Origin of the sequence: Rhizobium grahamii, assembly GCF_009498215.1 — a bacterium.
Lineage (GTDB): Bacteria > Pseudomonadota > Alphaproteobacteria > Rhizobiales > Rhizobiaceae > Rhizobium > Rhizobium grahamii_A.
The window spans coordinates 750540-775958 of sequence record NZ_CP043498.1 but is presented as its reverse complement, the minus strand read 5'-3'; the positions used below and the strand labels follow the sequence as shown (position 1 = coordinate 775958).

Annotated in this window: 26 protein-coding genes; 17 read left to right on the top strand and 9 right to left on the bottom strand. The window is 60.2% G+C overall.

The features are described from left to right. Positions 1–106: 106 nt before the first annotated feature. The 3 genes from pgsA (at position 107) to FZ934_RS03880 (ending at position 1623) form a co-directional block, all read left to right on the top strand. Positions 107–697 carry a CDP-diacylglycerol--glycerol-3-phosphate 3-phosphatidyltransferase gene (pgsA, locus tag FZ934_RS03890; RefSeq protein ID WP_153270003.1) on the top strand — a complete coding sequence of 197 codons (591 nt, stop codon included), beginning with the start codon at positions 107–109 and terminating at the stop codon, positions 695–697. Continuing rightward, complete coding sequence (moaD, locus tag FZ934_RS03885; protein WP_153270002.1) at positions 694–948, top strand: molybdopterin converting factor subunit 1; 255 nt, start codon at positions 694–696, stop codon at positions 946–948. Before pgsA ends, moaD begins: the two co-directional genes overlap by 4 nt. Positions 949–1161: 213 nt before the next feature. After that, on the top strand, positions 1162–1623 hold the full coding sequence (locus FZ934_RS03880) for a molybdenum cofactor biosynthesis protein MoaE (RefSeq protein ID WP_153270000.1): 462 nt from the start codon (positions 1162–1164) through the stop codon (positions 1621–1623). Positions 1624–1635: 12 nt separating this feature from the next. On the opposite strand, the gene FZ934_RS03875 is transcribed toward FZ934_RS03880, so the two are convergent. Continuing rightward, the gene (locus FZ934_RS03875) at positions 1636–2532 is read right to left on the bottom strand and encodes a branched-chain amino acid ABC transporter permease (RefSeq protein ID WP_153269999.1); all 897 of its coding nucleotides are present in this window, start codon (positions 2530–2532) and stop codon (positions 1636–1638) included. A 62-nt stretch (positions 2533–2594) separates the two neighbouring features. On the opposite strand from FZ934_RS03875, the gene FZ934_RS03870 reads away from it, so the two are divergent. Together FZ934_RS03870 and FZ934_RS03865 are read left to right on the top strand one after the other, a co-directional pair. Further along, on the top strand, positions 2595–3143 hold the full coding sequence (locus tag FZ934_RS03870) for a CGNR zinc finger domain-containing protein (protein WP_153269998.1): 549 nt from the start codon (positions 2595–2597) through the stop codon (positions 3141–3143). Beyond that, positions 3140–3646, top strand: a complete 507-nt coding sequence (locus FZ934_RS03865) for a hypothetical protein (RefSeq protein WP_153269997.1) — start codon at positions 3140–3142, stop codon at positions 3644–3646. The genes FZ934_RS03870 and FZ934_RS03865 overlap by 4 nt, the downstream gene beginning before the upstream one ends. 70 nt (positions 3647–3716) lie before the next feature. Here FZ934_RS03865 and ndk read toward each other — a convergent pair whose 3' ends face one another. Beyond that, on the bottom strand, positions 3717–4139 hold the full coding sequence (ndk, locus tag FZ934_RS03860; RefSeq protein WP_016553456.1) for a nucleoside-diphosphate kinase: 423 nt from the start codon (positions 4137–4139) through the stop codon (positions 3717–3719). Between the two features lie 191 nt (positions 4140–4330). Here ndk and FZ934_RS03855 point away from each other — a divergent pair, with 191 nt between their 5' ends. From FZ934_RS03855 to FZ934_RS03835, 5 genes are all read left to right on the top strand, one after another. After that, a complete protein-coding gene (locus tag FZ934_RS03855) occupies positions 4331–4846 on the top strand; it encodes a DinB family protein (RefSeq protein ID WP_153269996.1) in 516 nt (171 codons plus the stop codon). A gap of 144 nt (positions 4847–4990) precedes the next feature. After that, positions 4991–6037 carry a GGDEF domain-containing protein gene (locus FZ934_RS03850; protein WP_153269995.1) on the top strand — a complete coding sequence of 349 codons (1047 nt, stop codon included), beginning with the start codon at positions 4991–4993 and terminating at the stop codon, positions 6035–6037. A 46-nt stretch (positions 6038–6083) separates the two neighbouring features. Further along, positions 6084–7964 carry an ABC-F family ATP-binding cassette domain-containing protein gene (locus FZ934_RS03845; RefSeq protein ID WP_153269994.1) on the top strand — a complete coding sequence of 627 codons (1881 nt, stop codon included), beginning with the start codon at positions 6084–6086 and terminating at the stop codon, positions 7962–7964. Positions 7965–8091: 127 nt separating this feature from the next. After that, positions 8092–8922, top strand: a complete 831-nt coding sequence (locus tag FZ934_RS03840) for a polysaccharide deacetylase family protein (RefSeq protein WP_153269993.1) — start codon at positions 8092–8094, stop codon at positions 8920–8922. A gap of 95 nt (positions 8923–9017) precedes the next feature. Beyond that, positions 9018–9944 (top strand): Gfo/Idh/MocA family protein, encoded by a 927-nt coding sequence (locus tag FZ934_RS03835; protein ID WP_153269992.1) that lies wholly within the window; start codon positions 9018–9020, stop codon positions 9942–9944. Between the two features lie 36 nt (positions 9945–9980). Here the strand turns inward: FZ934_RS03835 and FZ934_RS03830 are convergent, their stop codons facing one another. Together FZ934_RS03830 and FZ934_RS03825 are read right to left on the bottom strand one after the other, a co-directional pair. Continuing rightward, positions 9981–10430 carry a DNA polymerase III subunit chi gene (locus FZ934_RS03830; RefSeq protein WP_153269991.1) on the bottom strand — a complete coding sequence of 150 codons (450 nt, stop codon included), beginning with the start codon at positions 10428–10430 and terminating at the stop codon, positions 9981–9983. After that, complete coding sequence (locus tag FZ934_RS03825) at positions 10427–11926, bottom strand: leucyl aminopeptidase (RefSeq protein WP_153269990.1); 1500 nt, start codon at positions 11924–11926, stop codon at positions 10427–10429. The genes FZ934_RS03830 and FZ934_RS03825 overlap by 4 nt, the downstream gene beginning before the upstream one ends. A gap of 177 nt (positions 11927–12103) precedes the next feature. Between FZ934_RS03825 and FZ934_RS03820 the strand changes: the two genes are divergently transcribed. The 7 genes from FZ934_RS03820 (at position 12104) to rsmA (ending at position 20581) form a co-directional block, all read left to right on the top strand. Next, positions 12104–12877: a phosphatase PAP2 family protein gene (locus tag FZ934_RS03820; protein WP_153272359.1), complete on the top strand. Its 774-nt coding sequence runs from the start codon at positions 12104–12106 to the stop codon at positions 12875–12877. 98 nt (positions 12878–12975) lie between these two features. Beyond that, the gene (lptF, locus tag FZ934_RS03815; RefSeq protein WP_153269989.1) at positions 12976–14154 is read left to right on the top strand and encodes an LPS export ABC transporter permease LptF; all 1179 of its coding nucleotides are present in this window, start codon (positions 12976–12978) and stop codon (positions 14152–14154) included. Next, positions 14151–15239, top strand: a complete 1089-nt coding sequence (lptG, locus tag FZ934_RS03810) for an LPS export ABC transporter permease LptG (RefSeq protein ID WP_153269988.1) — start codon at positions 14151–14153, stop codon at positions 15237–15239. The genes lptF and lptG overlap by 4 nt, the downstream gene beginning before the upstream one ends. After that, positions 15239–17590: an LPS-assembly protein LptD gene (locus FZ934_RS03805; RefSeq protein ID WP_153269987.1), complete on the top strand. Its 2352-nt coding sequence runs from the start codon at positions 15239–15241 to the stop codon at positions 17588–17590. Before lptG ends, FZ934_RS03805 begins: the two co-directional genes overlap by 1 nt. Before the next feature lie 181 nt (positions 17591–17771). Continuing rightward, positions 17772–18722: a peptidylprolyl isomerase gene (locus FZ934_RS03800; protein WP_153269986.1), complete on the top strand. Its 951-nt coding sequence runs from the start codon at positions 17772–17774 to the stop codon at positions 18720–18722. Positions 18723–18728: 6 nt separating this feature from the next. Beyond that, entirely contained in the window at positions 18729–19754 is a 1026-nt protein-coding gene (gene pdxA, locus FZ934_RS03795; RefSeq protein WP_153269985.1) for a 4-hydroxythreonine-4-phosphate dehydrogenase PdxA, read from the top strand. After that, the gene (rsmA, locus tag FZ934_RS03790; protein ID WP_153269984.1) at positions 19754–20581 is read left to right on the top strand and encodes a 16S rRNA (adenine(1518)-N(6)/adenine(1519)-N(6))-dimethyltransferase RsmA; all 828 of its coding nucleotides are present in this window, start codon (positions 19754–19756) and stop codon (positions 20579–20581) included. Before pdxA ends, rsmA begins: the two co-directional genes overlap by 1 nt. Before the next feature lie 42 nt (positions 20582–20623). Here the strand turns inward: rsmA and gmk are convergent, their stop codons facing one another. The 5 genes from gmk to FZ934_RS03765 all read right to left on the bottom strand — a co-directional run bounded on the left by gmk (position 20624) and on the right by FZ934_RS03765 (position 25133). Then, positions 20624–21289 carry a guanylate kinase gene (gene gmk / locus FZ934_RS03785; protein WP_153269983.1) on the bottom strand — a complete coding sequence of 222 codons (666 nt, stop codon included), beginning with the start codon at positions 21287–21289 and terminating at the stop codon, positions 20624–20626. 3 nt (positions 21290–21292) lie between these two features. Beyond that, positions 21293–22180, bottom strand: a complete 888-nt coding sequence (locus FZ934_RS03780) for a YicC/YloC family endoribonuclease (RefSeq protein ID WP_153269982.1) — start codon at positions 22178–22180, stop codon at positions 21293–21295. 14 nt (positions 22181–22194) lie between these two features. After that, positions 22195–23433, bottom strand: coding sequence for an endolytic transglycosylase MltG (mltG, locus tag FZ934_RS03775; protein WP_432443601.1), 1239 nt, complete (start codon positions 23431–23433; stop codon positions 22195–22197). A gap of 107 nt (positions 23434–23540) precedes the next feature. After that, complete coding sequence (fabF, locus tag FZ934_RS03770; RefSeq protein WP_153269980.1) at positions 23541–24803, bottom strand: beta-ketoacyl-ACP synthase II; 1263 nt, start codon at positions 24801–24803, stop codon at positions 23541–23543. Positions 24804–24896: 93 nt separating this feature from the next. Continuing rightward, positions 24897–25133 (bottom strand): acyl carrier protein, encoded by a 237-nt coding sequence (locus FZ934_RS03765; RefSeq protein WP_003502080.1) that lies wholly within the window; start codon positions 25131–25133, stop codon positions 24897–24899. Positions 25134–25419: the final 286 nt, after the last annotated feature.

Sequence of the window (25419 nt, the reverse complement as noted above, 5' to 3'; positions counted from 1 at the left end):
AGTCAGTCGCAAATTCCACGCAAAGGCAGCGAAAAAATAGAAAGAATGTTGACGCTTTACCGTCAAAGCCGTCATCTACGGGCACATCACTTCAGAGACATGTTTCATGGCATCGCGCGCATATAATATTCCGAACCTGCTGACCTACGGCCGCATTCTTGCTGTTCCGGCGATCGTTCTCTGCTTCTTCCTCGAGGGGAAGCTGGCGATCAGCAATACCGCGCGATGGGTGGCGTTGTGGATCTTCGTGATCGCATCGCTCACCGACTTCCTTGACGGCTATCTCGCCCGCATCTGGAACCAGACGTCGAACATCGGACGCATGCTCGACCCGATCGCCGACAAGCTGCTTGTCGCCTCCATCCTTCTGCTGGTCGCCGCCGACCAGACGATTGCGGGCTGGTCGATCTGGGCTGCGATCACCATTCTCTGCCGCGAGATCCTGGTTTCCGGTCTGCGTGAATATCTGGCGGCCCTTAAGGTCAGCGTGCCGGTCACCCGGATTGCCAAGTGGAAGACGACGGTGCAGCTGGTTTCCATCGCGTTCCTGCTCGCCGGTCCTGCGGGCGATGAGGTCTTCCCCTATACGACGAAGACGGGCATCGGCCTTCTCTGGATCGCAGCGTTGCTGACGATCTACACCGGGTATGACTACTTCCGGGCCGGTCTGAAGCACATCGTGGATGACGAAGAATGACAAAGCTCGTCTATTTCGCCTGGGTGCGCGAACGCATCGGCAAGGCCGAAGAAGAGATCACGCTCCCCTCATCCGTGGTCACCGTTGCCGATCTTCTGAATCATTTGAAGACGATGGGCGAGGAATATGAGACCGCGCTTCAGTTCCCCGACGTGATCCGCGTCGCGATCGACCAGGAGCATGTCGAGCACGACGAGCCGATCGGCGACGCCAGGGAGATCGGCATATTCCCGCCGATGACGGGCGGGTGACTATCATGACGGCTGTGGCGCGGCGCCCCCCTCTGCCCTGCCGGGCATCTCCCCCTCAAGGAGGGAGATCGGCTGGGGGTAGCCGCTCGCTCGGACCTCAACGTTCTTCGGGGATCCCGCCACGAGTCGATCTCCCCACCTGTGGGGGAGATGTCCGGCAGGACAGAGGGGGCTGGCACGGCACTCCCTCGCCGAAAAGCCGAAACCACACTTATGAGCATCTCTCCCACCATCCGCGTCCAGCGCGAGGATTTCGACCTCCAGGCCGAGATCGACGCGCTCAGCAAGGGCAATCCCGGCATCGGCGCCATCGTCACCTTCTCCGGCCTCTGCCGCGATGAGGGCGGGACGCTCGCTGCACTCGAGCTCGAGCACTACCCTGGCATGGCCGAGGCGGAGATGACGCGGATCGCCGCGATGGCGATCGGACGCTTCAAGCTCGTCGGGCTGACCGCCATCCATCGCTATGGAAAGATCGCGGCCGGCGAGAATATCGTGCTGGTCATCGCAGCGGCGCCGCACCGGCAGGCCGCCTTCGACGGGGCGAATTTCGTAATGGACTACCTTAAGACGTCGGCGCCCTTCTGGAAGAAGGAGCATGGCAAGGACGGCCAAGAGCGGGAGTGGATCGAGGCCAAAGACGTCGACGATACCGCCCGCGACAAGTGGAAATGAGCCTCTCCATCCCTAGGGAGCGACGCGCTCGCGCCTGCTGAGAACGAGCAGTAAGACCAGCAGCGAAAAGACGGTAAAGTCCCGCCACAGGTATGATCCGTAGGCGGTCCAAAGGGTTTCGACGAAACCCAGGCCCGCCGCCCCTCCCGCGGATTTCACGGGATCTGAATACCCGCCGACGGCAGCCACCATCAGCACCTTCAGCCCGAACAACAAGCCGTCGCCGAAATCCATCGTCCCGTAATAGGCAGTCGAGAGAATCCCGCAAATCGAGGCGACCAGCGCAGCGGTGGCATAGGCCACCAGGAAGACGCGACGCGAACTGGTGCCGCAGAGCTCCGCCGCCAGCGGGTCGTCGGTGACCGCGCGCCACATGCGCCCCCATGAGGAGCAGCCGAGGACGAAGGCGCCGATCAGGACGAGCACGCACATCAGGACGGTGTTGACCAACTGTATCTGCGTCAGCACGACGTCGAATGCACCGCCATGCCAGAGCACGACATGGCTGTTCATGAAGGGTGACAGCCACAGGCTTCTCGTATTGGAAGCAAGGCGGGCGGTTTCCATGAGCACGATCGTGACGCCGAGCGCTGCGACAATCACCGTGTTCGACGCGTTGCGCACCAACGGCAGCATGATCGAACGCCCGACCCAGATGCCTGCGGTCACCCCATAAAGCACTGCGCACACCGCGCCGAAGCCGAGGGCTGCGGGCAGGATCAGCCATAGCCTGTTGTAGGCGATGTCAGTGAAGAGCAGCAGGATCTGGCCTGAGAAGGCGAAAATCGCGCCGTAAGTTATATCAGGACGCTTGGTCACGCCGAAGGCAACGGCATAGCCGAATGCCAGCGCAGCATAGAGCGCTGCCAACGGCACCGCATTCGCCAGCTGCTGCAACAGATAGGCCATACCGCTCTCCCGATGGCAAAATCATAACTAGCAAAATTCATTTTACCAGTTATATTTTGAGGATGAGCTTTTCGTGGACAGAACATCGATTTGCCGGTGGGGCGTTGGCGCTGGATGTCGCCAACAGCGTCATTCTTCGCCACGACGACGCCAGGTCAATCGACCGTTTTGCGACCGAGACACAGCTTGCGGCTTTTCCCGATGCGGCCTCCCGGTTCTGTGCCGAACGTGCGCTGTTCGGCGATGTGGCGCCTTCGTCTCCTGACGACAAAAGGCGGTTCATCGACCTCAGGGAAGCAACCGACCGCTATTTCAGGGCGCGTATCCTTGACGGAGACGACGACCTGCTGCTGGCCGACCTTCTGGACGCGGCGGCCGGAAATCTCCGCGAGGCAGAGCGGAACGACATCGCGCACGCGACCGCCCGCTCCGCCATCGCCCTGATTTCGATGCCGGAACCGGAACGCATGAAGATATGCAGGAATTGCGGCTGGCTCTTCATCGACCGAAGCAAGAACCGAAGCCGCGCATGGTGCGACATGGCCGTTTGCGGCAACCGTGCCAAGGCGAACCGACACTACCGGCGGAAAAAAGAGGAGGACGCCCGATGAAAGCAGGATGGATCGCAGCGCTCGCGACCGCGATTGTTGTCCTCGCGGGCTGTCAGAGACAGACGGACAATCTGGTCGAATTCGGTGGCCATGTCTTCGTGTTCAATTACCGGGTGGCGGTCGCCACCTATCTCGTGACACTGAACAAGAAGGCTCCGATCCCTGATGGCAGCGTTGCCATCGCCGAGTTCGAGAACCCGAGCGGCGGCGATCCGCTTGTCACGAACGAGAAGATCTACCCCTTCTGGGACAAGATCACGATCCAGAGCCCTGCCGTTCACTGCGTCAAGAAAGACAGACCCTACGTGGTCAACGTGCGGCTGGTCGATGCCGGCGGCAAGACGTTGCAGAGCCTGCAGACGAAGGTGATTTCCAGCGTCGATCAATCCGTGATGCCGGGCAAGCCGCTGGTCGTCGGGCCGTTTTACAACAAGAATCCCGAGGTCTTCAAAGCCGACGGAACGACCGACTACGACACCAAGGACACCTGCCCCTCGACGTAAAAAAGCCGGAGCGATGCCCCGGCTTTCAGAGTCAGTTCAATGCGTTCAGCGGATTTGCTGAACTCTTGAATCAGCCGACGATTTCGGTGTCGGAGAACCAGTACTTGATTTCCTGAGCAGCGGTTTCCGGAGCGTCGGAGCCGTGAACGGAATTTTCGCCGATCGACAGGGCGTGAACCTTGCGGATCGTGCCTTCGTCAGCGTTTGCCGGGTTGGTCGCACCCATTATTTCGCGGTTCTTCAGGATGGCGCCTTCGCCTTCCAGAACCTGAACGATGGTCGGGCCGGAGGTCATGCCTTCAACCAGTTCGCCGAAGAAGGGGCGTTCCTTGTGAACAGCGTAGAAGCCTTCTGCTTCGCGCTTGCTCATCCAGACGCGCTTGGAGGCGACGACGCGCAGGCCGGCATCTTCGAGCATCTTGGTGATAGCGCCCGTCAGGTTGCGCTTCGTTGCGTCCGGCTTGATCATCGAGAAGGTGCGTTCAATGGCCATTGTAATAATCCTCAGTTATCGGGGAAAAGTGGGCGGTGTTTACCCGTCCGATTGCCTGAAAACAAGGGGGACCGGTAATTTCACGCCAGTGTCGCACGCTCGGAAGCCATCATCAATTTTCATGGCGTCATCACTACCGATCAGGCGAAATCGTCCTATGATCGGTTCGAAGAGCAGATCGAGGAGTGGAAATGCTGAAACAATACAGGATGTTTGCCGACTACAATCGTTGGGCCAATGACATCGTCTACACCGCCGCAGCCGAACTCACGGGCGATGAATTCCAAGCCGATCGCGGTGCCTTCTTCGGCTCCATGCAGAGAACGCTCAATCATATTCTGGTCGCCGACAGGATCTGGATGAAGCGTTTCAGCGGCACCGGCAACGCACCTACAAGCCTCGACCACATACTGCATGCCGACCTGCCGTCCCTCACCGAGGCGCGTCGAGCCGAAGACCAGCGGATCATTACGTGGGTCGACACGCTTGACGATGCGGCCATCGCCGCCGACTTCACCTACACGCCGGTCACCGTTTCGACCGTGATCACGCAGTCGCTCTGGAGCGGGCTCTCCCATGTCTTCAATCACCAGACGCATCATCGCGGCCAATGCCACATGATCCTGACCGGCCTTGGCAAACCCAGCCTTTCCCTCGACCTCGCATACTACCTGAGGAGCGACGGCAAGAGATGGCTTGGCGCCTGATAAGCAAGGCCTCATTAACCGCGTTACCGGACAAGCCGACCGAAACCAGTCCGATCGAGCCTGAATTCAAGCAATTTTAAGCGATTGCGCGCATAGGACTCTACAACGCGAGGTCGGACAGGACCGAAAAGCGAGGGGGCCGCAATGCGAAATGCAGCATCGAATGCACAGACGCAACGTGAAGCGGCGCGTCCGCCGGTCGCGACCGACATTCAGCGCGTGAGCCAGCATATCACGCGGCTTGGGATCGCTGGGTTTCCGCGCAACTACGAGCTCCTGCACGAAGCCATCATCGGACAGAACGCAGCCCTGGCGCAGGATATCGCCGCGCTTGGGCCCAATCCGAAACAGTCGTCGCTCGATGAACTCGGCCTGAAATATCGCCTTGTCAGCCATTGCGGCATGATCGACAGCGTCTCCCAGGCGGAGACAAGCAAATTGCTCCGAGACCTTGCGGACCAGCTTGCCGAAAGCCTCGCCGGCAAGAAGTCCTTTGTGCGGGCAACGGCGGCAGTTCTCGGTTCGATCGTCGACTCTCCCGACCAGAGCCTTTCCTCGCTGATGAGCGAGATGGAATATCTCTCGCGGACCTTGGAAGAGACGCTGGCGGCGGAAACCGCTCTCGAAGCGAAGCTCGAGACCGATATGGAACGGCTCGATGCGCTCGCCCGGGGCGTGGCCGCGGCCCATGCCGCCGCAACGACCGACAAGCTCACGGGACTGCCGAACCGCATCGCGCTCAACAAGACGATGGCCGATCTCTACGAGCGAGAGGAAGGGGCTGCCGGCAGCGCCCTCATCATGGTCGACATCGACGAGTTCAAGGCCTTCAACAGCCGCTACGGCCAGCAGATCAGCAGCCGTCTCCTGAAAAAGCTCGCGGATATCTTCCGCAAGTCGATCAAGAAGCACGACTTCGTTTCGCGGACGGATGGCGACGAGTTTGCGTTTCTGTTCGCCAATGTGGGAATGCAGGAGGCCGTCGCCATTGCCGAACGACTGCGGACCGCTGCCGAAGACAACCTGATCTTCGCGGCGACCGACACCGCCTCCGCAAGGTTGACTGTGTCTCTCGGCATTGCGCTTAGCGGCGACGCCGCCACCGCCTCCCAGCTACAGGCCAATGCGCGTGTGGCCCTGCATGCCGCACAGTCGAACCGGCGCCAACCGGTACAGGCCTTCGGACGCTGACAGGCAGGCTCTTGCGCTGGCTGCGGCTTTCAGCCAAAACGCCGGCATGATTACGATCACCGATATTTCCGCGCGTATTGCCGGCCGCCTGCTTCTAGATCATGCCAGCGTTTCCCTGCCTGCCGGCACCAAGGCCGGCCTGGTCGGGCGAAACGGCGCCGGCAAGTCGACCCTTTTCCGGATCATCACCGGCGACCTCGGGGCGGAGACCGGATCGGTCTCTCTTCCTAAGAACGCCCGCATCGGTCAGGTCGCGCAGGAAGCGCCGGGCACGGAAGAATCCCTGCTGAGTATCGTTCTGTCCGCAGACAAGGAACGCAGCGCGCTGCTGAAGGAAGCGGAGACCGCAGGCGATCCCCACCGGATCGCCGAAATCCAGATGCGGCTCGTCGATATCGACGCACACTCCGCCGAAGCGCGGGCTGCGAGCATTCTCGCAGGCCTCGGCTTCAGCCAGGAAGCACAGTTGCGTCCGGCGTCCTCATTCTCGGGCGGCTGGCGCATGCGCGTTGCCTTGGCATCGGTGCTCTTTGCCGAACCCGATCTCCTGTTGCTCGACGAACCGACAAACTACCTCGACCTCGAAGGAACCCTCTGGCTTGAAGACTACGTGCGGCGCTATCCGCACACGGTCATCGTCATCAGCCACGACCGCGACCTGCTCAACAACGCGGTCAACTCGATCGTCCACCTCGATCAGAAAAAACTCACCTTCTATCGCGGCGGCTATGACCAGTTCGAGCGCCAGAAGGCAGAAGCCGACGAACTGCAGACCAAGGCCAAGGCCAAGAACGACGCCGCGCGAAAGCATCTCCAGAGCTTCATCGACCGCTTCAAGGCGAAAGCTTCCAAGGCTCGCCAGGCACAGAGCCGCGTGAAGGCGCTGGAGCGGATGGGAACGGTCGCGGCGGTCATCGAAGATCACGTCCAGCCGATCACCTTTCCCGAGCCGGAAAAGCAGCCCGCCTCGCCCATCGTCGCCATCAGCGGCGGCGCAGTCGGATACGAGCCCGGGAAGCCGATCCTGAAGGGCCTCAACCTGCGGATCGACAATGACGACCGCATCGCCCTGCTCGGCTCGAACGGCAACGGTAAATCGACCTTTGCGAAGTTCATCTCCGGCCGGCTTGCTCCGCAGGCCGGTGAACTTAAGCAGGCACCCAACCTCAAGATCGGCTTCTTCGCCCAGCATCAGCTCGACGATCTCGTTCCCGGCGATTCACCGGTCGAACACGTCCGCCGACTGATGCCTGATGCGCCGGAAGCAAAGGTGCGTGCACGCGTCGCGCAGATGGGCTTGGCCACCGAAAAGATGTCGACCGCCGCCAAGGATCTTTCGGGCGGCGAGAAGGCGCGTCTGCTGATGGGGCTTGCCGCCTTCCACGCGCCGAATCTCCTGATCCTCGACGAGCCGACCAACCACCTCGACATCGACAGCCGCCGCGCCCTGATCGAGGCGCTGAACGACTACGACGGCGCGGTCATCCTGATCTCGCACGATCGTCACCTGATCGAGGCAACCGTCGATCGGCTCTGGCTCGTCAACAATGGCACCGTCACGACCTTCGATGGCGACATGGAAGAGTATCGCGACCTCGTCGTGTCGTCGGGGAAGAAGAAGGACGAAAAGGTTCAGGTCGAGGAATCGGCGTCCAAGGCCGACCAGCGAAAGCTCAATGCCGACAAGCGCGCTTCGCTGGCGCCGCTGAAGAAAAAGATCAATGAAGTCGAATCGTTGACCGGCAAACTGGAGAAACTGATTCAGGCGCTTGATGTGGAACTTGCAGATCCGCAGCTCTACGAGAAGGCGCCAGCGAAGGCAGCCGAAAAAGCCAAGCAACGGGGCGAGGCCGCGGCCAAGCTTGCCGCCGCTGAGGAACAATGGCTCGAGCTTTCCTCCGAGTACGAAGAGGCTATGGCAGGATAGCCACACTTGCTGCTGAAACCGTTGCTGGCCAGGATTTCTTGACGGCAACGATACTGCGGAAACCGATCGTTAACCATAATTCGAAAGGTTGTCTCAACATTCATTACTGATTTGTTGAGCCCCTTTCATGCATCGCTTCACGCTATATTCCGGCCTCGTCCTGTGCGCGGCACTCGCTGGCTGTCAGACTGCAAAACAACCTGCGCCAGACAGGACGATCAAGACGTCGTCGATCGTCGCCCCCGAAGGCCAAGCCGATACCGGCGGACAAACGAGCCGGCAGACAGCGATGCCCGGCGCGCGGCACAACCTCGCCGGCCGGACGTTGACCGTTTCCTCGATCCACGAGCTGCGCCTTGAAGACAAGGAAGTGATCCTGAGCTTCGACGACGGCCCGATCCCCGGCCGTACGGACCGCGTGCTGGCAACGCTGGACCAGTTCGGCGTCAAGGGCGCGTTCATGATGGTCGGCGAAATGGCCGAGCTTCACCCGGCGCTGGCGAAAAAAGTCGCCATGGAAGGCAACGCCATCGGCAGCCATACCTACAAGCACCAGGATCTGGCGACCATCAGCTTCGATGCAGCCATGGCCGAGGTCACGCGCGGTGAAGCCGCAGTCACCAAGGCGACAGGCGTGGACGTCAACTTCTTCCGCTTCCCCTATCTCGCCGATACGCACAAGCTGCGCGCCGCCGTCGCGATGCGCGAGATGGTGGTCATGGATGTCGACGTCGACAGCAAGGACTATTTCAACACCTCCCCTGCCGCCGTCACGAAGCGCACCATGGACCTCCTGCACAAAAGAGGCCGTGGCATCATCCTCATGCATGATATCCACACCCGCACGGCCAACATGCTGCCGACGCTTCTCATGCGCCTGGAAGCCGAGGGCTACAAGGTCGTGACGCTCAAGTTCAAGAAGCAGGACGCTCCGGCCCAGGTGATGGCGTCACTCTGACAGTCACGCCGGCGCTTGCTCGCCGGCTTCTTTCTGATAGAACAGTGACAAAATAAATCATACTTTTGAGCGAAACACCGAACGCGAGTAGCAGCATGTCACCCATCAACCTCGCCATCGTTGGCGTCGGCAAGATTGTCCGCGACCAGCATCTTCCGTCCATCGCGAAGAATCCCGATTTCAACCTCATCGCGACGGCGAGCCGCCATGGCACCGTCGATGGCGTGCAGAGCTTCACGACCATCGATGCGATGCTGGAGGCTGTTCCCGAGATCAATGCGGTATCGCTGTGCATGCCGCCGCAGTACCGCTATGAGGCCGCGCACAAGGCTTTGTCGGCTGGAAAGCATGTATTCCTGGAGAAGCCTCCCGGTGCGACGCTGAGCGAAGTCGCTGATCTCGAGGCGCTGGCCGCTTCCAAGGGCGTATCGCTGTTCGCCAGCTGGCACTCGCGCTATGCGGCAGCCGTCGAGGCGACCAAGTCCTTCCTCGCGTCCACCACTATCGAAAGCGTTCACGTCATCTGGAAGGAAGACGTCCGCCACTGGCATCCAAATCAGGACTGGATCTGGCAGGCCGGCGGCCTCGGCGTTTTCGATCCCGGCATCAACGCCCTTTCGATCGTGACGCACATCCTGCCAAAGGCGATCTTCCTCACCAGCGCGACGCTGGAATTCCCGGAAAACCGCGACGCACCGATCGCTGCCGACCTGTACTTCAAGAACGCCGACGGCGTGCCGGCGCGCGCCGAATTCGATTGGCGCCAGACGGGCAAGCAAAGCTGGGACATCATCGCCGAGACGGCTGACGGCCAGATGGTTCTCGCGGAAGGCGGATCGAAGCTGTCGGTGAATGGCGAACTGAAGTTCTCCGCACCGGAGGAAGAATATCCAGCACTCTACCGCCGTTTCGCGGAAATCGTCAAAGCCGGCACCTCGGATGTCGACCTTGCACCGCTTCGCCACGTCGCGGATGCGTTCATGCTCGGCAGACGGAAGTTCGTCGAAGCCTTCCACGATTGATACAAAGAAGCCCGCGAAATGCGGGCTTCACTGTTTCTAGGCCTTCTTTTCCCAACGGCCTTCCGGGGTCTGCTGCCAATAGGTCAGCGTATGCCCCTCACCTTTCAGCTTCTTCCATTGCCCACGGGCGCCTTCCAGCTGCTCCTGGTCATAGCCGTCGAACATGAAGACGACGCGCTGATAGGCATCGAGCGACGGAGGTTCGGCGCCGTCGACGATGAAGCGGACAGTCGCCAAGTTTGGATTCGCGTCCGATACGGTCAGCAACACCGGTTGGCTTTCAGCCATCTCCCCATCATCAGTGCCGTGCGGCAGGAAGCTGTCCTCCCGAAAAGTCCAGAGATGCTGATCGAGGAGATCGCGGCGCGCGGCTTCCTTCATCTGGACGCAGACGCGCCAGCCGCGCTCGACACTTTTGTCGAGCAGCGGCGGAAGCGCGTCCTCCAGCTTGGATTCGGTCAGGTGATAGAACAGGACTTCCGTCATGATTCGTAGTTGGCGCGCACGAGCTCGTCGAGCAGCCGCACGCCGAAACCGGAACCCCAGGACTGGTTGATCTCATCGAGAGGAGACCCCATCGCGGTCCCGGCGATGTCGAGATGCGCCCAGGGCGTGTCCTGCACGAAGCGCTTGAGGAAGTGTGCGGCAGTGATCGAGCCCGCGTGACGGCCGCCGGTGTTCTTCATGTCGGCGAACTTGCTGTCGATCATCTTGTCGTATTCCTTGCCCATAGGCATGCGCCACAGCTTCTCGCGCGTGACGAGCCCGGCAGCGGTCAGCTGCTCGGAGAGCTCGTCGTCGTTCGAGAACAGGCCTGCGTGCACATTGCCAAGCGCAACGAGAATCGCACCGGTCAACGTTGCCAGGTTGATCATGAACTTGGGCTTGAAGCGGTCGTTGCAATACCAGAGGGCATCGCAAAGCACGAGGCGGCCTTCGGCATCGGTGTTGATCACCTCGATCGTCTGGCCGGACATCGACGTCACGATATCGCCTGGACGCTGGGCGTTGCCGTCAGGCATGTTTTCCACAAGCCCGATGATGCCGACGACGTTGGCCGCGGCCTTGCGCGCTGCAAGCACGTGCATAAGTCCGGTGACGGCGGCGGCTCCGCCCATGTCGCCCTTCATGTCTTCCATGCCGGCGGCGGGCTTGATGGAGATGCCACCCGTGTCGAAGACGACGCCCTTGCCGATGAAGGCAACAGGCTTCTCTCCGCTCTTGCCGCCTTTCCACTGCATGATGGCGAGCCTCGGCGGGCGTACGGAGCCCTGAGCGACGCCGAGAAGCGCGCCCATGCCGAGCTTCTGCATTTCCTGCTCCGTCAGCACCTCAACCTCGACGCCGAGCGCCTCGAGTTCCTTCGCCTTGGCAGCAAATTCCACTGGTCCCAAAACATTCGGCGGCTCGTTGACCAGATCGCGCGCCAGGTTCACACCACCGGCAACCGCCTGCGACACCTTAAATATTTCAGCCGCCTCGCGGGCAGCTGCCGTTACGATGACCACCTTGGTCGGTTCGTTTCGCGACTTGCCGGCAGTTTCTTCGTCCGCCTTCTTTGTCTTGTATGTGTCGAAGCTGTAGGCGCGCAGCAGCATGCCGAGCGCGAAGTCCGCCGCCTGTTGTGGACCAACTTCGACGTCAGGGGCGTCGAGGAAGATCGTGACCGAGCTGGCGTTCTTGATCTTCGACGCGGAGGCTCCGCCCACTTTCAGCCAGTCATGAGTCGCCAGGCTGCCTGGCTTCCCAAGCCCGATCACAAAGATTCGTTCCGCTGCCGAGCCTTCTGGCGCAACGATGTCGAGCGCGGTCGCAAGCTTTGCGCTGAAACCGGCGACTTTGGAGGCTCTGGCGATCACCGACGCCGGGTCGACCACCTTGGCGCCGGCAGCGGTTTCGGCCTCGCTGGCCTTCAGAAGGATTGCGTATCCGCCTGATGGTTCCGCGGTCTTTTCAAACGATATCTCGAACTTAGCTGACATGTCTTCTCCAGTGGGATTCTTTGGGAAATCCTCTCTGCCCGCATCATTTCGGGTTTCAGCGTCGAAAACAAGACGATGCGACGACCTATGCCGCTCTTGTCACCCCGCCGACATTCAAACGCGTGTCATTTTGGTTGCCCATGATCCAGGGCAACCATGAACCCTGTGTCTTCGGCGATGATATCTGACGCTAAAAGCCTGTTGGCGACGTTTGGCGAGCCTGGCCCGAACAGGGCAACTCACGCTTTTTTCCTTCTGTTTTCCGCGTGGTTTGCGCTGCTGATCTTCTTCAACCTGTTCCCCTCGCTGGATCTCTACGTTGCGGAACAGTTCTTCAGGGCGAAGACCTGTCTCGACGGATCGCTGAAAGAACATTGCGGAAGCTTTCCCTATCGAAGCGAGTCGGCGCTGCGTGCCGTTCGATCGTTTCTCTTCCGCCTGCCCTATCTGATTGCGATCGCCATGCTCTGGAAGCTGTTTGCCTGCTACGAGGAGTATGGCGCGACATTCAACGCCGTCCGAGCCCGCGCTTTGAGGATCGCGCTTTCGTCGCTCGTCCTCGGGCCGATTCTCCTCGTGAACGTCGTACTAAAGAGTTACTGGGGGCGTCCGCGACCCTCGCAGACCATCGATTTCGGCGGACCATTCGACTTCGTCCAGGCGGGCTCCATGGCCGGGAAATGCCTCACGAACTGTTCGTTCGTCTCCGGAGAGGCGGCAGCGGCAGGCTGGCTGTTCTGCCTTGCGTTTCTTGTACCGCGCCATTTGCGGGCCGCAGCCATCGTGCCGATGGGCGCCATTTCCCTGCTGGTGGCGCTTCTGCGGCTTTCATTCGGCGCCCACTACCTTTCCGACGTCATGCTTGGATGGCTGTCATCGCTCGTCGTCTTCGCTGCGACGATGATGCTAACCGATTCGCCACACACTGAAAAAAAACTGAAATTTGAATGAATTTTCGAATGTGCCTTGTCGCAAAAGCGAACCAAAGAGCGTAGATGGGGTTCCGCTGCGAAGCGGGACAAGTTCGCAAAGAGCGTTCAAGGGCATGCATGAAACTGCTTGAAACATACATATTGCGGCGCGTAGGCCAGATGTTTCTCGTGGCCCTTTTGCCCGTACTTGCGATCATCTGGACGACGCAGGTGCTGCAGCGCATCAATCTGGTGACCGATAGCGGCCAGTCGATGGGCTCGTTCGCAAAGCTCGCGACACTGATTCTGCCGTCGATCATTCCGGTCGTCCTTCCGTTCGCGCTCGTCATCGGCATCACCCAGACGCTGACGACGATGAACAACGATTCCGAACTCGCGGTCATCGATGCAGCAGGCGCTCGCCGCAGCACCATCCTGCGGCCGATTCTCGTTCTTGCCGCCATCATCAGCGCCTTTTCCTTCCTGGTCGACAATGTCATCGAGCCGAAGGCGAAGTCCGGCGCACGCCAGATGATCGCAGCTGCCTACGCCGACTTGCTTTCGACCGTCATCGAAGAGAAGAACTTCCGCCGCATCGACAACGGTCTCTACGTGCAGATTTCCGAGCGACTTTCGGGACGCATTCTCAAGGGGCTTTTCGTCGTCGACGAGCGTGACCCGGCTTTCGAGTTGATCTATTACGCTCGCGAAGGTGCTGTGGATGCGAAGGGTACCTCGCTGATCATGCATGACGGCGAAGTGCACCGTAAGACAACGACCGGCGATGTCTCGGTTATCCGTTTCGATTCGTATTCCTTCGATCTCTCGGACCTTACCCAGAACCGCGGCCAGGCAACGCTTCGGGCATCTGACCGCGAGCTTTCGTTCCTGCTGGATCCCGACAAGAACGACAAGGATTACATTTCGCGTCCAGGCAGTTATCGTGCCGAGCTCCATCGACGCCTGAGCGACTGGCTGCTTCCCATGGTGTTTGCGCTCGTGTCGCTGGCGATAGCAGGCGATGCCCGGTCTCATCGAGAGGCGCGATTGCATCCGATGGTCTCCGCGCTGGTGCTCGCCTTCACTATTCGCTGGGCGACGTTCTATGCCGCCAACCAGATCGATACGAAGCCGATGTTCATCGGTGTTCTCTACGCGATCCCCTTTGCCGCGAGTGCGCTTGCGATCGCATCGATCGTTTTCCACAAACGGCTGTCTCTGGCATCTTTCGTAAGCGATCGCATCGCGATGCTCTGGCGCAAATTGGTGCAGAACCGACGTGGCACCGCAGGGCCGTCTGCTGGAGGTCGCGCATGATCTTCGGAACGCTCGGGCGCTATTTCTTCCGCCGTTACGTATCGACCACCATCTGGTTTTTCCTCGGCGTCACAGGGATCGTCTTCCTCGTCGATTTCAGTGAAACGGCAAGCCGCATGGCCAGCCTTCCCGGATACACAGTCGCCGGTGGCCTCCTGATGACCGCGGTCCGCCTCCCCCTTATTCTGCAGCAGACCGTGCCGTTCATTGCCCTGTTTGTCGGCATGACGGTTCTGATCGGCCTGAACCGCAAGTACGAACTCGTCGTGACGCGCGCTGCCGGCATTTCGGTTTGGCAATTCATGTCTCCGTTCGTGGCTGGCGCGTTTTTTCTCGGGCTCGGAGTGATCGCAGCGCTCAATCCGCTGGCTGCCTGGGGACAGCGACAGGCTGCTCAGTTTGAAAGCAACTGGCGTGGCGATAACGGTGCTTCGACCAGCGCTCCGCAGGTGCCGTGGATCCGTCAAATCAGCAAGGACGACGACGTCGTCATCGGCGCGCACAGCGTCGTCGACGACGGAACGCGGCTTGTGGATGCCGTATTCGTACACTTCGATTCGAGCGCTCACATCATTCTGAGACAGGACGCCGCGACCGCAAAATTGGAAGATGGTTACTGGCTTCTTAAGAACGTTGTAGAGCGTCGGCCAGGTGAAATAGCAACTCGCAAGGATGAGGTGCGGGTTCGCACCAATTTGAAACAGGACTTCATCCAACAGCGGCTTACCAACCCTGAAACCATTGGCTTTTTTGATCTCTCCCATCGAATCGAAATCGCGAAATCCTTCGGGATTCCGACCAAGGCTCTGGAGACTCAATTCCACTCTCTGTTGTCGCAGCCATTGCTGCTCGTGGCGATGACTCTCATTGCTGCAACAGTGTCCCTAAAATTTAGCCGGTTCAACCAATCGAGGTCAGTGATTCTAGGTGGAATCCTGTCGGGCTTCGTGCTTTATGTGGTCACCGTGCTTGTAAAAGCATTCGGAAGCAGTGGGGTTGTCCCGCCTTTCGTGGCGACGTGGATTCCGGTCATCGTCGCCTTGGCTCTGGGTGCAACAATTCTGCTTCATCAGGAGGATGGCTAGTGGCGGCAGGCAACCGCAAGATTGTTCGTAAGCAGTTGGTTGCCCTGTTAGCAGGCGTAGCACTGAGTACCTATACTTGCAGCGTTCCCGTGGCATTCGCGCAGGACGCTTTACAGAACATAAAGCCAAACGTCCCGGCAGAAGCGAAGATGCTTCTTTCGGCAAATGAGCTTGTCTACAACAAGGACGCGGAAATCGTTTCCGCCATCGGCGGCGTACAGATCAACTACGCCGGCTATAAGATGGTGTCGCAGCGCGTCGAATATAATCAGAAGACCGGCCGGTTGATGGCGCTCGGAAATGTCGAGCTCGTCAGCCCCGACGGAAACCGCATGTATGCGGACAAGCTCGACGTGACGGACGATTTCGCCAACGGGTTCATCAACTCGCTGCGCATCGAGACGGCCGACAATACGCGCCTCGTGGCGGAGAGCGGCGAGCGCGTCAGCGGCACGCAGATGATCCTGAACAAGGGTGTCTACACCGCCTGTCTGCCTTGCGCGGAAAACCCGCAGAAGCCGCCATTCTGGCAGGTGAAGGCAGAGCGCGTCATCCAGAATGGCGAGAAGCACACGATTCGCCTTGAGAGAGCCCGCCTGGAGCTTCTCGGCCATCCGATCGCTTATGTCCCGTGGCTGGAAGTGCCCGACAACACCGTCAAGAGAAAGTCAGGCTTCCTCTTCCCGAGCTACACTTCCGCGCAGAACCTCGGATTCGGCGTCTCCGTCCCATACTACTACGTCATATCGCCGAGCATGGATGCGACGGTCACGGGAACTGGATACACGAGCCAGGGCTTCCTGCTCGATACCGAATTCCGCCAGCGTTTCGAGAACGGCACGCACACGTTGCGTATCGCCGGTATCGATCAGATGAGCCCCGACAAGTTCACGGCCGGTACCAGCGATGCAGAGAAGGATTTCCGCGGCGTCGTTGCTTCCAAGGCCGAGTTCAAGGTTAATCCGCGCTGGACGTTCGGCTGGGACGTCATGGTGCAGAGCGACAACAACTTCGCCCGTACCTACGAGTTGAAGGGACTTAACCAAACGACGCACACCAACCAAGTCTACCTGACTGGTCTTGGGTCGCGTAACTACTTCGATCTGCGTTCGTTCTACTTCGACGTACAGGATGCGGACTCGGCCAACGTCGCCGAAAAGCAGCAGGCGATCGTCTATCCTGTGATGGACTATCACTTCGTTGCGCCGCAACCGCTCGCAGGCGGCGAACTCTCGGGGAATATCAATTTCACCAACATCTCCCGTACGCACAACGATGCGTACGATGTCGCCGGCTTCGACCGCTTCCGCGGTCTGCAGGGGCAGACATCGCGCCTGACCGGCGAGCTTGAGTGGAAGCGGACTTTCGTGACGCCAGCCGGCGTTCTCATAACGCCGTTGCTTGCGGCCCGTGGTGACGCGCTCGCGCTCAACATGGACAGCCCAAATTCCATTTCCGGATTCTCGTACGGTGGCGATTACGACACAAGCGATGCCGCCACCCGTGGCATGATCACCGCCGGCCTCGAGATGCGTTATCCGATCCTTGCGACGACGGAGAACAGCACGCACCTGTTCGAGCCCATCGTCCAGGTCTATGCACGTCCGAACGAGTCGCTTGCCGGCGCTCTGCCTAACGAAGATGCGCAGAGCTTCGTTTTCGACGCGACCAACCTCTTCGAACGCGACAAGTTCTCCGGCTATGACCGTATCGAAGGCGGCACCCGCGCGAACGTCGGCATCCAGTACACCGGCACGTTCGACAATGGCTACAAGCTGCACGGCATCTTCGGGCAGTCCTACCAGCTTGGCGGCCAGAATTCGTTCGACACCTACGATCTCGTCAACGTCGGCGCCGATTCCGGCCTTGAGCACACGCGCTCAGACTATGTCGGACTTGGCGGCATCGAGACCCCGCAGGGCTTTGCCTTCGCGGCATCGTATCGGCTTGACGAAAAGAGCTTCGACCTGCGTCGCGGCGATCTGACGGCCGGCTTCCAGACGGACGTGTTCCAGAGCCAGTTGCTCTACACCCACGTTTCGGCGCAGCCTGAGTACGGCTTCACCACTGACAACGATGAAGTCCAGGCGCGAGCCACCGTCAAGTTCAAGGACTACTGGTCCATCTTCGGTGGCGTCGCCTACGACTTGCACAACAATGTCGTAAGCCGCCAGATGGTCGGTCTCTCCTACGAGGACGAGTGCACGATCTTTACCATTGCCTATACCGACAAGCGCGACCTCAGCGACGAGTCGGCGAGCGACTGGACGATCGGCGCGAAGCTGACGTTCCGTACCCTCGGCGACCTGAACCTCGGCTCTGGCGACGTCAGCAACTCCAGCATCTACTGACGAATTGACATACGGCGAAAGAAAGGGGCCTTTCTTTTGCCGTATCGCTATGCAGGACATTGTCGCTAGCCGACTTATGGGGCATATGCTGAACCGATCGTGTGCAGCAATGCCGCTTCGTCTTGAAAAAGGTATGAGCGTGGCTCTCGAAAGCCGCGTCAATGGGAAGGGTCGATAATAGATGATTGACGCTGGAAAGTCCGCCAAGACGGCATTCGCAGCCATGGCATTCACGATGCTGGCGGCTTTGGTTGCACCACAGGCAGGCAAGGCTTTCGCGGCAAGCGAAGTCAAGGTCGTCGTCAACGGCACTGCGATTACCAGCGGAGACGTCGCCAAGCGCCAGGCCTTCCTTCGCCTTCAGCACCAGAAGGCGGATGGCAAGGCTGCCGAAGAACAGCTCGTCGATCAGACATTGAAGCAGCAGGAAATTGCCCGCGTTCGCATGTCCGTTTCGAAGGCTGATGTCGACGCCTCCTTTGAGCGCTTCTCGACGGGCAACAAGCTGACGCCTGCGCAGATGACCCAGATCCTGAATCAGGCCGGCGTTGGCGTCGAGCACTTCAAGGCGTTCATCGCCGTGCAGATGAGCTGGCCGCGTCTCGTAAACGCCCGTTACGGCGCGTCCGGCAAGATGTCGAACGCAGACCTTGTTGCGCGCATGATGCAGAACAACAAGCAGAAGCCCGAGACGACCGAATATATTCTCCAGCAGATGATTTTTGTCGTGCCTGCGAACAAGAAGGGCATCGTCGGAAAGCGCAAGAGCGAAGCCGAGGCGTCGCGCTCGAAGTACCCGGGCTGCGAACAGGCGAAGGTCTTCGCCGCAACGATGCGCGATGTTTCCGTACGTGAACTCGGTCGTATCCTTGCTCCCGAGCTTCCGCCTGAATGGAAGCCTCTTGTCGAGCAGGCCAAGGGCAATACCACGGGGACCCGCGTGACGGAAAAGGGCGTCGAGTATCTTGGCATCTGCAGCCAGCGTCAGGTTTCCGACGACCAGGCCGCTGAAATGGTCTTCCGTCAGGAAGATCTGAACAATGCCAAGGGCAAGGACGCGGCGCCGGAAAATGAAAACTCGACCAAGTATCTGGCTGAACTGCGCAAGAAGGCGCAGATCCTGCGTCCCTGATACTCCATGACCGTTCCCTTTTCGCGGCCACTGGCCCTTACGCAAGGCGATCCGGCCGGTATCGGCCCTGACGTAACATTGATGGCCTGGGCTCGCCGACGTGAGCTCGGCCTGCCGACGTTCATCTTCATCGGCGATCCCGATGTTCTCGCGGCGCGCGCCAGACAGCTCGATATTTCAGTTTCTATCCGCGAATCGAATTGTGAGGAGGCCGGTGCGTTGTTTCCTGACGCGCTGCCGGTTTTGCCGATCGCCGCTGGCGTCGATGTCGCTGCTGGCGAGGCCCACGTCGCGACTGCAAAGGGAACGATTGCCGCCATCGAGAAGGCTGTTTCGCTGACGATCGCGGGCGACGCACTGGGTGTGGTTACGAACCCGATCGCCAAATCAGTGCTCTATGAAAGCGGCTTCCGCTTCCCAGGGCATACGGAGTTCCTGGCTGAACTCGCGACCCGCGCGACCGGCACGCCGGTCACGCCAGTCATGATGCTTGCCGGGCCAAAGCTGCGGACAATTCCGGTGACGATCCACATTCCGATCAAGGACGTCCCGCAGGCGCTGACGGCGGAAAGCATCATCGAAACCTGCCGGATCGCGCATACCGACCTCAAGGAACGCTTTGGCATCGCCAATCCGCGCCTCGCCGTCGCGGGCCTCAATCCGCATGCCGGCGAAGACGGCACGATCGGCCGGGAGGATGAAACGATCGTCAGGCCCGCGGTGCAGTTTCTGCGTTCCGAGGGCATAGACGCCATCGGTCCCCTGCCCGCAGATACGATGTTCCACGATTCGGCTCGCGAGCGTTACGACGTCGCGGTGTGCATGTATCACGATCAGGCTCTCATTCCCGCCAAGGCGCTGGGTTTCGATGACGCCGTCAACGTCACACTCGGGCTCCCGTTCATTCGGACATCGCCCGATCACGGCACGGCCTTCGGCATTGCCGGCAAGGGCCTCGCGAAAGACAGCAGCCTCGTTGCGGCGCTGAAGCTTGCTGCGCATCTCGGACGGGTCGTAGAGGGCCGCCACTGATGGCGGCTCTGGACGGGCTTCCGCCACTTCGCGACGTCATTCAGCGGCATGGCCTCGACGCCCGCAAGGCTCTCGGCCAGAACTTTTTGCTCGACCTCAATCTTACCCAGAAGGTCGCGCGCACGGCGGGCTCCCTGGAAGGCGCAACCGTGTTCGAGGTAGGTCCCGGCCCGGGCGGACTGACGCGGGCAATCCTGGCGCTCGGCGCCAAGAAGGTCATTGCCGTCGAGCGCGACACGCGCTGCCTTCCGGCTCTGGCGGAAATCTCCGATCATTATCCCGGACGCCTTGAGGTGATCGAGGGTGACGCGCTGAAGACCGATTTCGAGGCGATGGCACCGGAGGGTCCGGTCAAGATCATTGCCAATCTCCCCTACAATGTCGGGACTCAACTTCTCGTCAACTGGATATTGCCGAAGCAGTGGCCGCCGTTCTGGGACTCGCTGACGCTGATGTTCCAGAAGGAAGTCGGCGAGCGCATCGTCGCGACCGAAGATGACGATCATTACGGGCGCCTCGGCGTTCTCTGCGGATGGCGCACGAGCGCTCGTATGGCGTTCGATATCCCGCCGCAAGCCTTCACGCCGCCGCCGAAAGTCACCTCGACTGTCGTCCATCTGACGCCGAACGAGAACCCAGCGCCGTGCGCCGTCGGCAACCTCGAAAAGGTGACGCACGCGGCGTTCGGTCAACGCCGCAAGATGCTGCGGCAGAGCTTGAAGCCGCTCGGCGGAGAAGCATTGCTGAACAAGGCTGAGATCGATCCATCGCGCAGGGCAGAAACTCTCTCGGTGGAAGAATTCGTGCGGCTCGCCAACTGCCTCTAGAGGCAGCAGCTATCAGGCGTTATCAGCAGCAGCGATGCCGGATTAAAGGTTCGGCTCTTCGGTCAACAGGCCTTTGACGAAGTCGAACAGGCCATGGCGCCGGTCGCGACGGACACGCTCGGCATTGACGATACAGCTTACATTGCGGAAGGCTTCGTCCAGATCGTCGTTGACGATGACGTAGTCGTACTCGCGCCAACGCTCGATCTCGGCTCGAGAGTTCAGCAACCGAGTCCGGATGACGTCTTCCGAATCCTCGGCGCGACGATGCAGCCGTGACTGGAGCTCCGTCATCGTTGGCGGCAGTACGAAGATCGAGACGATATCGGCCTTCATCTTCTCCTGCAGCTGCAGCGCTCCCTGCCAGTCGATATCGAACAGCATGTCGCGGCCCTCGGCCATGGCGGCTTCGACCGGCTCACGGGGCGTACCGTAGAAGTTGCCGTGTACCTCAGCCCATTCCAGCAGGTCGCCGGCATCGCGCATTCTCTCGAACTGCGGGACGGTGATGAAATGATAGTGCTTGCCGGCGATCTCGCTCGGGCGCTTCGCTCTCGTCGTTACGCTGACGGAGATTTCCAGGCTGTGGTCATCGCGCAGGAGATTGCCGGCAATGGTCGACTTGCCGGCGCCTGACGGCGAGGAAAGAACAAGCATCAGCCCGCGTCGGGCGATCTTGGTGGGCATAGTCGACGAAGCCGGGCTCATGTCTCACTCCAAATTCTGGACTTGCTCGCGAAACTGGTCGATGACCACCTTCAACTCGATGCCGGCAGCGGTTACGGCAGCGGCATTCGATTTCGAGCAAACGGTATTCGATTCGCGGTTAAATTCTTGCGCAAGGAAATCCAGCTTGCGCCCGACCGGACCGCCCTTGGCGAGCAGATCGCGCGCTGCGGCGACATGTGCCTTCAGGCGGTCGACTTCCTCGCGCAAATCGGCCTTCGTCGCCAGCAGCGCTGCCTCGGCATGCAGCCGGTCGCGATCGAACGGGCCTGCGCCGTCCATCAACATCGCGACCTGCGCCGAGAGCTTCGCGACGATCTCTGCGGTCGAGCGCGACGGATCCCGTTCGACAGTCTGGGTCAAACTCTCGATCATCGCGACATGATCGAGAAGCACCCGCGCCAGCGCACTGCCTTCGCTTTCGCGCATGAGGCAAAGGTCTGACAGCGCAGCCTTCAAGCCATCCATGATCTCAGCGTCGCGCAGTACGATCGCGTCTTCGCTATCCTCGGGTTCGCGGAAGTCAATGATCCCGCGGATTGACAGCAGCGTATCGAGCTGCAGCGGCGCCGGATCGATGATGCCGCCCAACTGGTCGCGGAGCGACAGCACGGCGGCCAGCGCTTCCTGGTTCAGGACGGTTTCCAGCCGGTTCTCGCTGGTGGAAACGGAAAGCGAAACCTGCATGTTGCCACGGCCGAACTGCTCGCCGACGAACCGGCGCACATCGGCTTCCAGTCTTTCGAGGCCCGGCGGCAGCCGCAACCGTACGTCCAGCCCCTTGCCATTGACCGAGCGCAGCTCCCAGGCCCAGCGCCAGCGCCCCGTCGTGCCCTCACGACGCGCGAAACCGGTCATAGACTGAAGAGCCATTCGATCCTCCGAAATCAGTTGGTTTTCTTTTTCTTCGGAGCTGGTGCAGCCGGCGTGTCGGCAGGCGCCGCTCCGTCTGGCTGGCCGTCCACGGCAATATTCGGGTCCGCGCCCTTGTCCGCCTCGAGCTTCCGCCAGCGCTTGACGTTGGCGTTGTGCTCCTCAAGCGTCGCCGCGAAAACGTGGCCACCCGTGCCATCGGCAACGAAGTAGAGGTCTTGCGTCTTCCAGGGATTGGCAACGGCCTCCAGCGCATCACGTCCGGGATTGGCGATCGGCGTCGGCGGCAGTCCCTTGATGACGTAGGTGTTGAAGGGCGTCTCTTTCTTCAGGTCGGACTGGTAGATCGGCCGGTCGGCCGGCTTTCCGTCTCCACCGAAGAGACCATAGATAATCGTCGGATCAGACTGCAGACGCATGCCCTTGGACAAGCGGTTCAGGAAGACGGAAGCAACGTGGGCACGTTCGTCCGCGACACCTGTTTCCTTCTCGACGATCGAGGCAAGTACCACCAGCTCCTCTTTCGATTTCAGCGGCAATGACGGATCACGCTTGTCCCAAACCTGGTCGACGAGCTTCTGCTGTGCTGCAGCCATCTGTTCGACGATCTCGGAGCGCTTCGTTCCGCGCGAGAACTTGTAAGTGTCGGGACGCAGCGCCCCTTCCGTCGGAAGGACTGCCGGCAGATCGCCTTCGAGGACCGTATCCTCGTTCATACGGTTGAACATCTGCCGAACGGTAAGGCCCTCAGGGAACGCGACCGAATAGAGGATCGACTTGCCCGATTTCAGCAGCTCCATGATGTCGTTCATGGATGCGTGCGCCTTGATCTCGTACTCGCCGGCCTTCAGGCTTTCGCCCTTTTCAAGATGCGTCGCCGTCAGATAGCGGAAGACTCGGCTGTCCGAGATGATGTTGTTGCGCTCCAGGTTGGAAGCGATCTCGGCGACGCCTGCGCCGCCGCGAACGATGAAGTTCGTATTCGTCTCGAGAGGGCCAGGCTCCTGATAGGCGGAGATCGCGTAATAGAAGATCAGAACCGCGCCGGCACAGCCGAGCACAACCAGCGTCATCAGGAAGTTGAGGAAGATAACGACCTGGCTGCGCGCCTTCTTGGAGCGCTTCGGCGGCTCCGGCACGCGCTCGGGACGCAGCGCTTCAGCAGGCGATTTCGGAATAAACGGCCCGTTCTGCGACTGCTGGCCCGGCTGGCCAATCGTGTCGTTGCTCTGGTTCGTATCGTTCACCGGCAATCCTCTAAGCTTGGCCTACATCCCGCTTCTCGCGAAGCAATGCGGCAAAATACAGGTGGGCAACCCGCCTTGCGCGTTGCCCGAGGGCCGTCAGGACGCCGAGTCTATCAGCCGACGTAGCGGCGAAGCACCAGCGATGCATTCGTGCCACCGAATCCGAACGAATTCGACAGCGCAACATTGATCTCGCGCTGGCGTGCCTTGTGTGGGACAAGGTCGATTGCCGTTTCGCGCTCGGGATTGTCGAGATTGAGCGTCGGAGGCGCGATGTTGTCGCGGATCGCAAGCGTCGCGAAGATCGCTTCGATCGCACCAGCCGCACCGAGCAGGTGGCCGGTCGCGGACTTCGTCGACGACATGGAGATCTTCGACGCCGCATCGCCGACCAGGCGCTCGACGGCGCCGAGTTCAATCGTATCGGCCATGGTCGATGTGCCATGAGCGTTGATGTAGTCGACATCAGCAGGCGTCAGACCGGCACGCTTCAGGGCAGCGGCCATGCAGCGGCCGGCGCCCTCGCCATCTTCCGACGGAGCGGTGATGTGGTAGGCGTCGCCCGAGAGACCGTAGCCGACGACTTCGGCATAGATCCTCGCGCCGCGAGCCTTGGCGTGCTCCAGTTCCTCGAGAACGACAATCCCGGCGCCCTCGCCCATGACGAAGCCGTCACGGTCCTTGTCGTACGGACGCGATGCCTTGGTGGGATCGTCGTTGTGCTGGGTGGAGAGTGCCTTGCAGGCTGCAAAGCCCGCCAGAGAAATGCGGCTGACCGGCGATTCCGTGCCGCCTGCGACCATGACGTCGGCGTCGCCGAATGCGATCAGACGAGCAGCGTCGCCGATCGCGTGAGCGCCCGTCGAGCATGCGGTAACCACGGAGTGGTTGGGGCCGCGCAGCTTGTGGCGAATGGACACCTGGCCGGATACGAGATTGATCAGACGACCGGGAATGAAGAAGGGAGAAATACGGCGTGGCCCCTTGTCGCGGAGCGTATAACCCGCTTCGACAATGCCCTCGATGCCACCGATGCCGGAACCGATCAGCACGCCGGTCGAGATCTGTTCCTCGTCCGTCTGCGGATGCCAGTTCGCATCGTTCAGCGCCATATCCGCAGCGGCCATGCCGTAGATGATGAAAGGATCAACCTTGCGCTGTTCCTTCGGCTCCATCCAGTCATCGGCGTTGAAGGTACCGTTGGTACCGTCACCAACAGGAATACGGCAGGCGATTTTTGCGGGAAGGTCTTCGACTTCGAACTCAGTGACCAGCCGGGCGCCGTTTTGGCCCGCAAGCAATCGGGACCACGTCACTTCCGTTCCGCATCCCAGGGGCGATACCATGCCCGTACCTGTTATAACCACCCGTCTCATCGACCGCATTCCCCCGCCTTTTATGTTCTTGGAGAACCATGCCAGAAATAAAAAGGGCGGACTCCGGGTCCGCCCTTTCTCAAACGCTCAGGATTAAGCCTGAGCCTTTTCGATAAACTTTACAGCATCGCCGACCGTCAGGATCGAGTCTGCAGCGTCATCAGGAATTTCAACGCCGAATTCTTCTTCGAACGCCATGACCAGTTCGACGGTGTCGAGCGAGTCAGCGCCCAGATCGTCGATGAAGCTTGCGCCTTCGACAACCTTGTCGGCGTCGACGCCAAGATGATCAATAACAATTTTCTTTACGCGTTCTGCGATATCGCTCATGTCGGTTTCCTCGACCTTATATCCTGATCAGAATGCCTTTATGGCACTCTACCCTGTTTCAGCCTGCGGCGCCCTAAGGCCACCTTCGGCAAACTCTTTCAACCCGGCTACCAGAAATGTCCCAGGCTTGCACAAAAGCCCGCCGGTCCGTCTTCTTTCTCGGGAGACTGTTCACAGTCAATGGCCCGCTTAACACGGTTTAAGTCTGCCGCAAAGCCAGAAAATCAACCCCATCGGGTTGGTCAACATGCTATTGCGGGGAAAACCGCCCCAAGAGGCAGTTTCC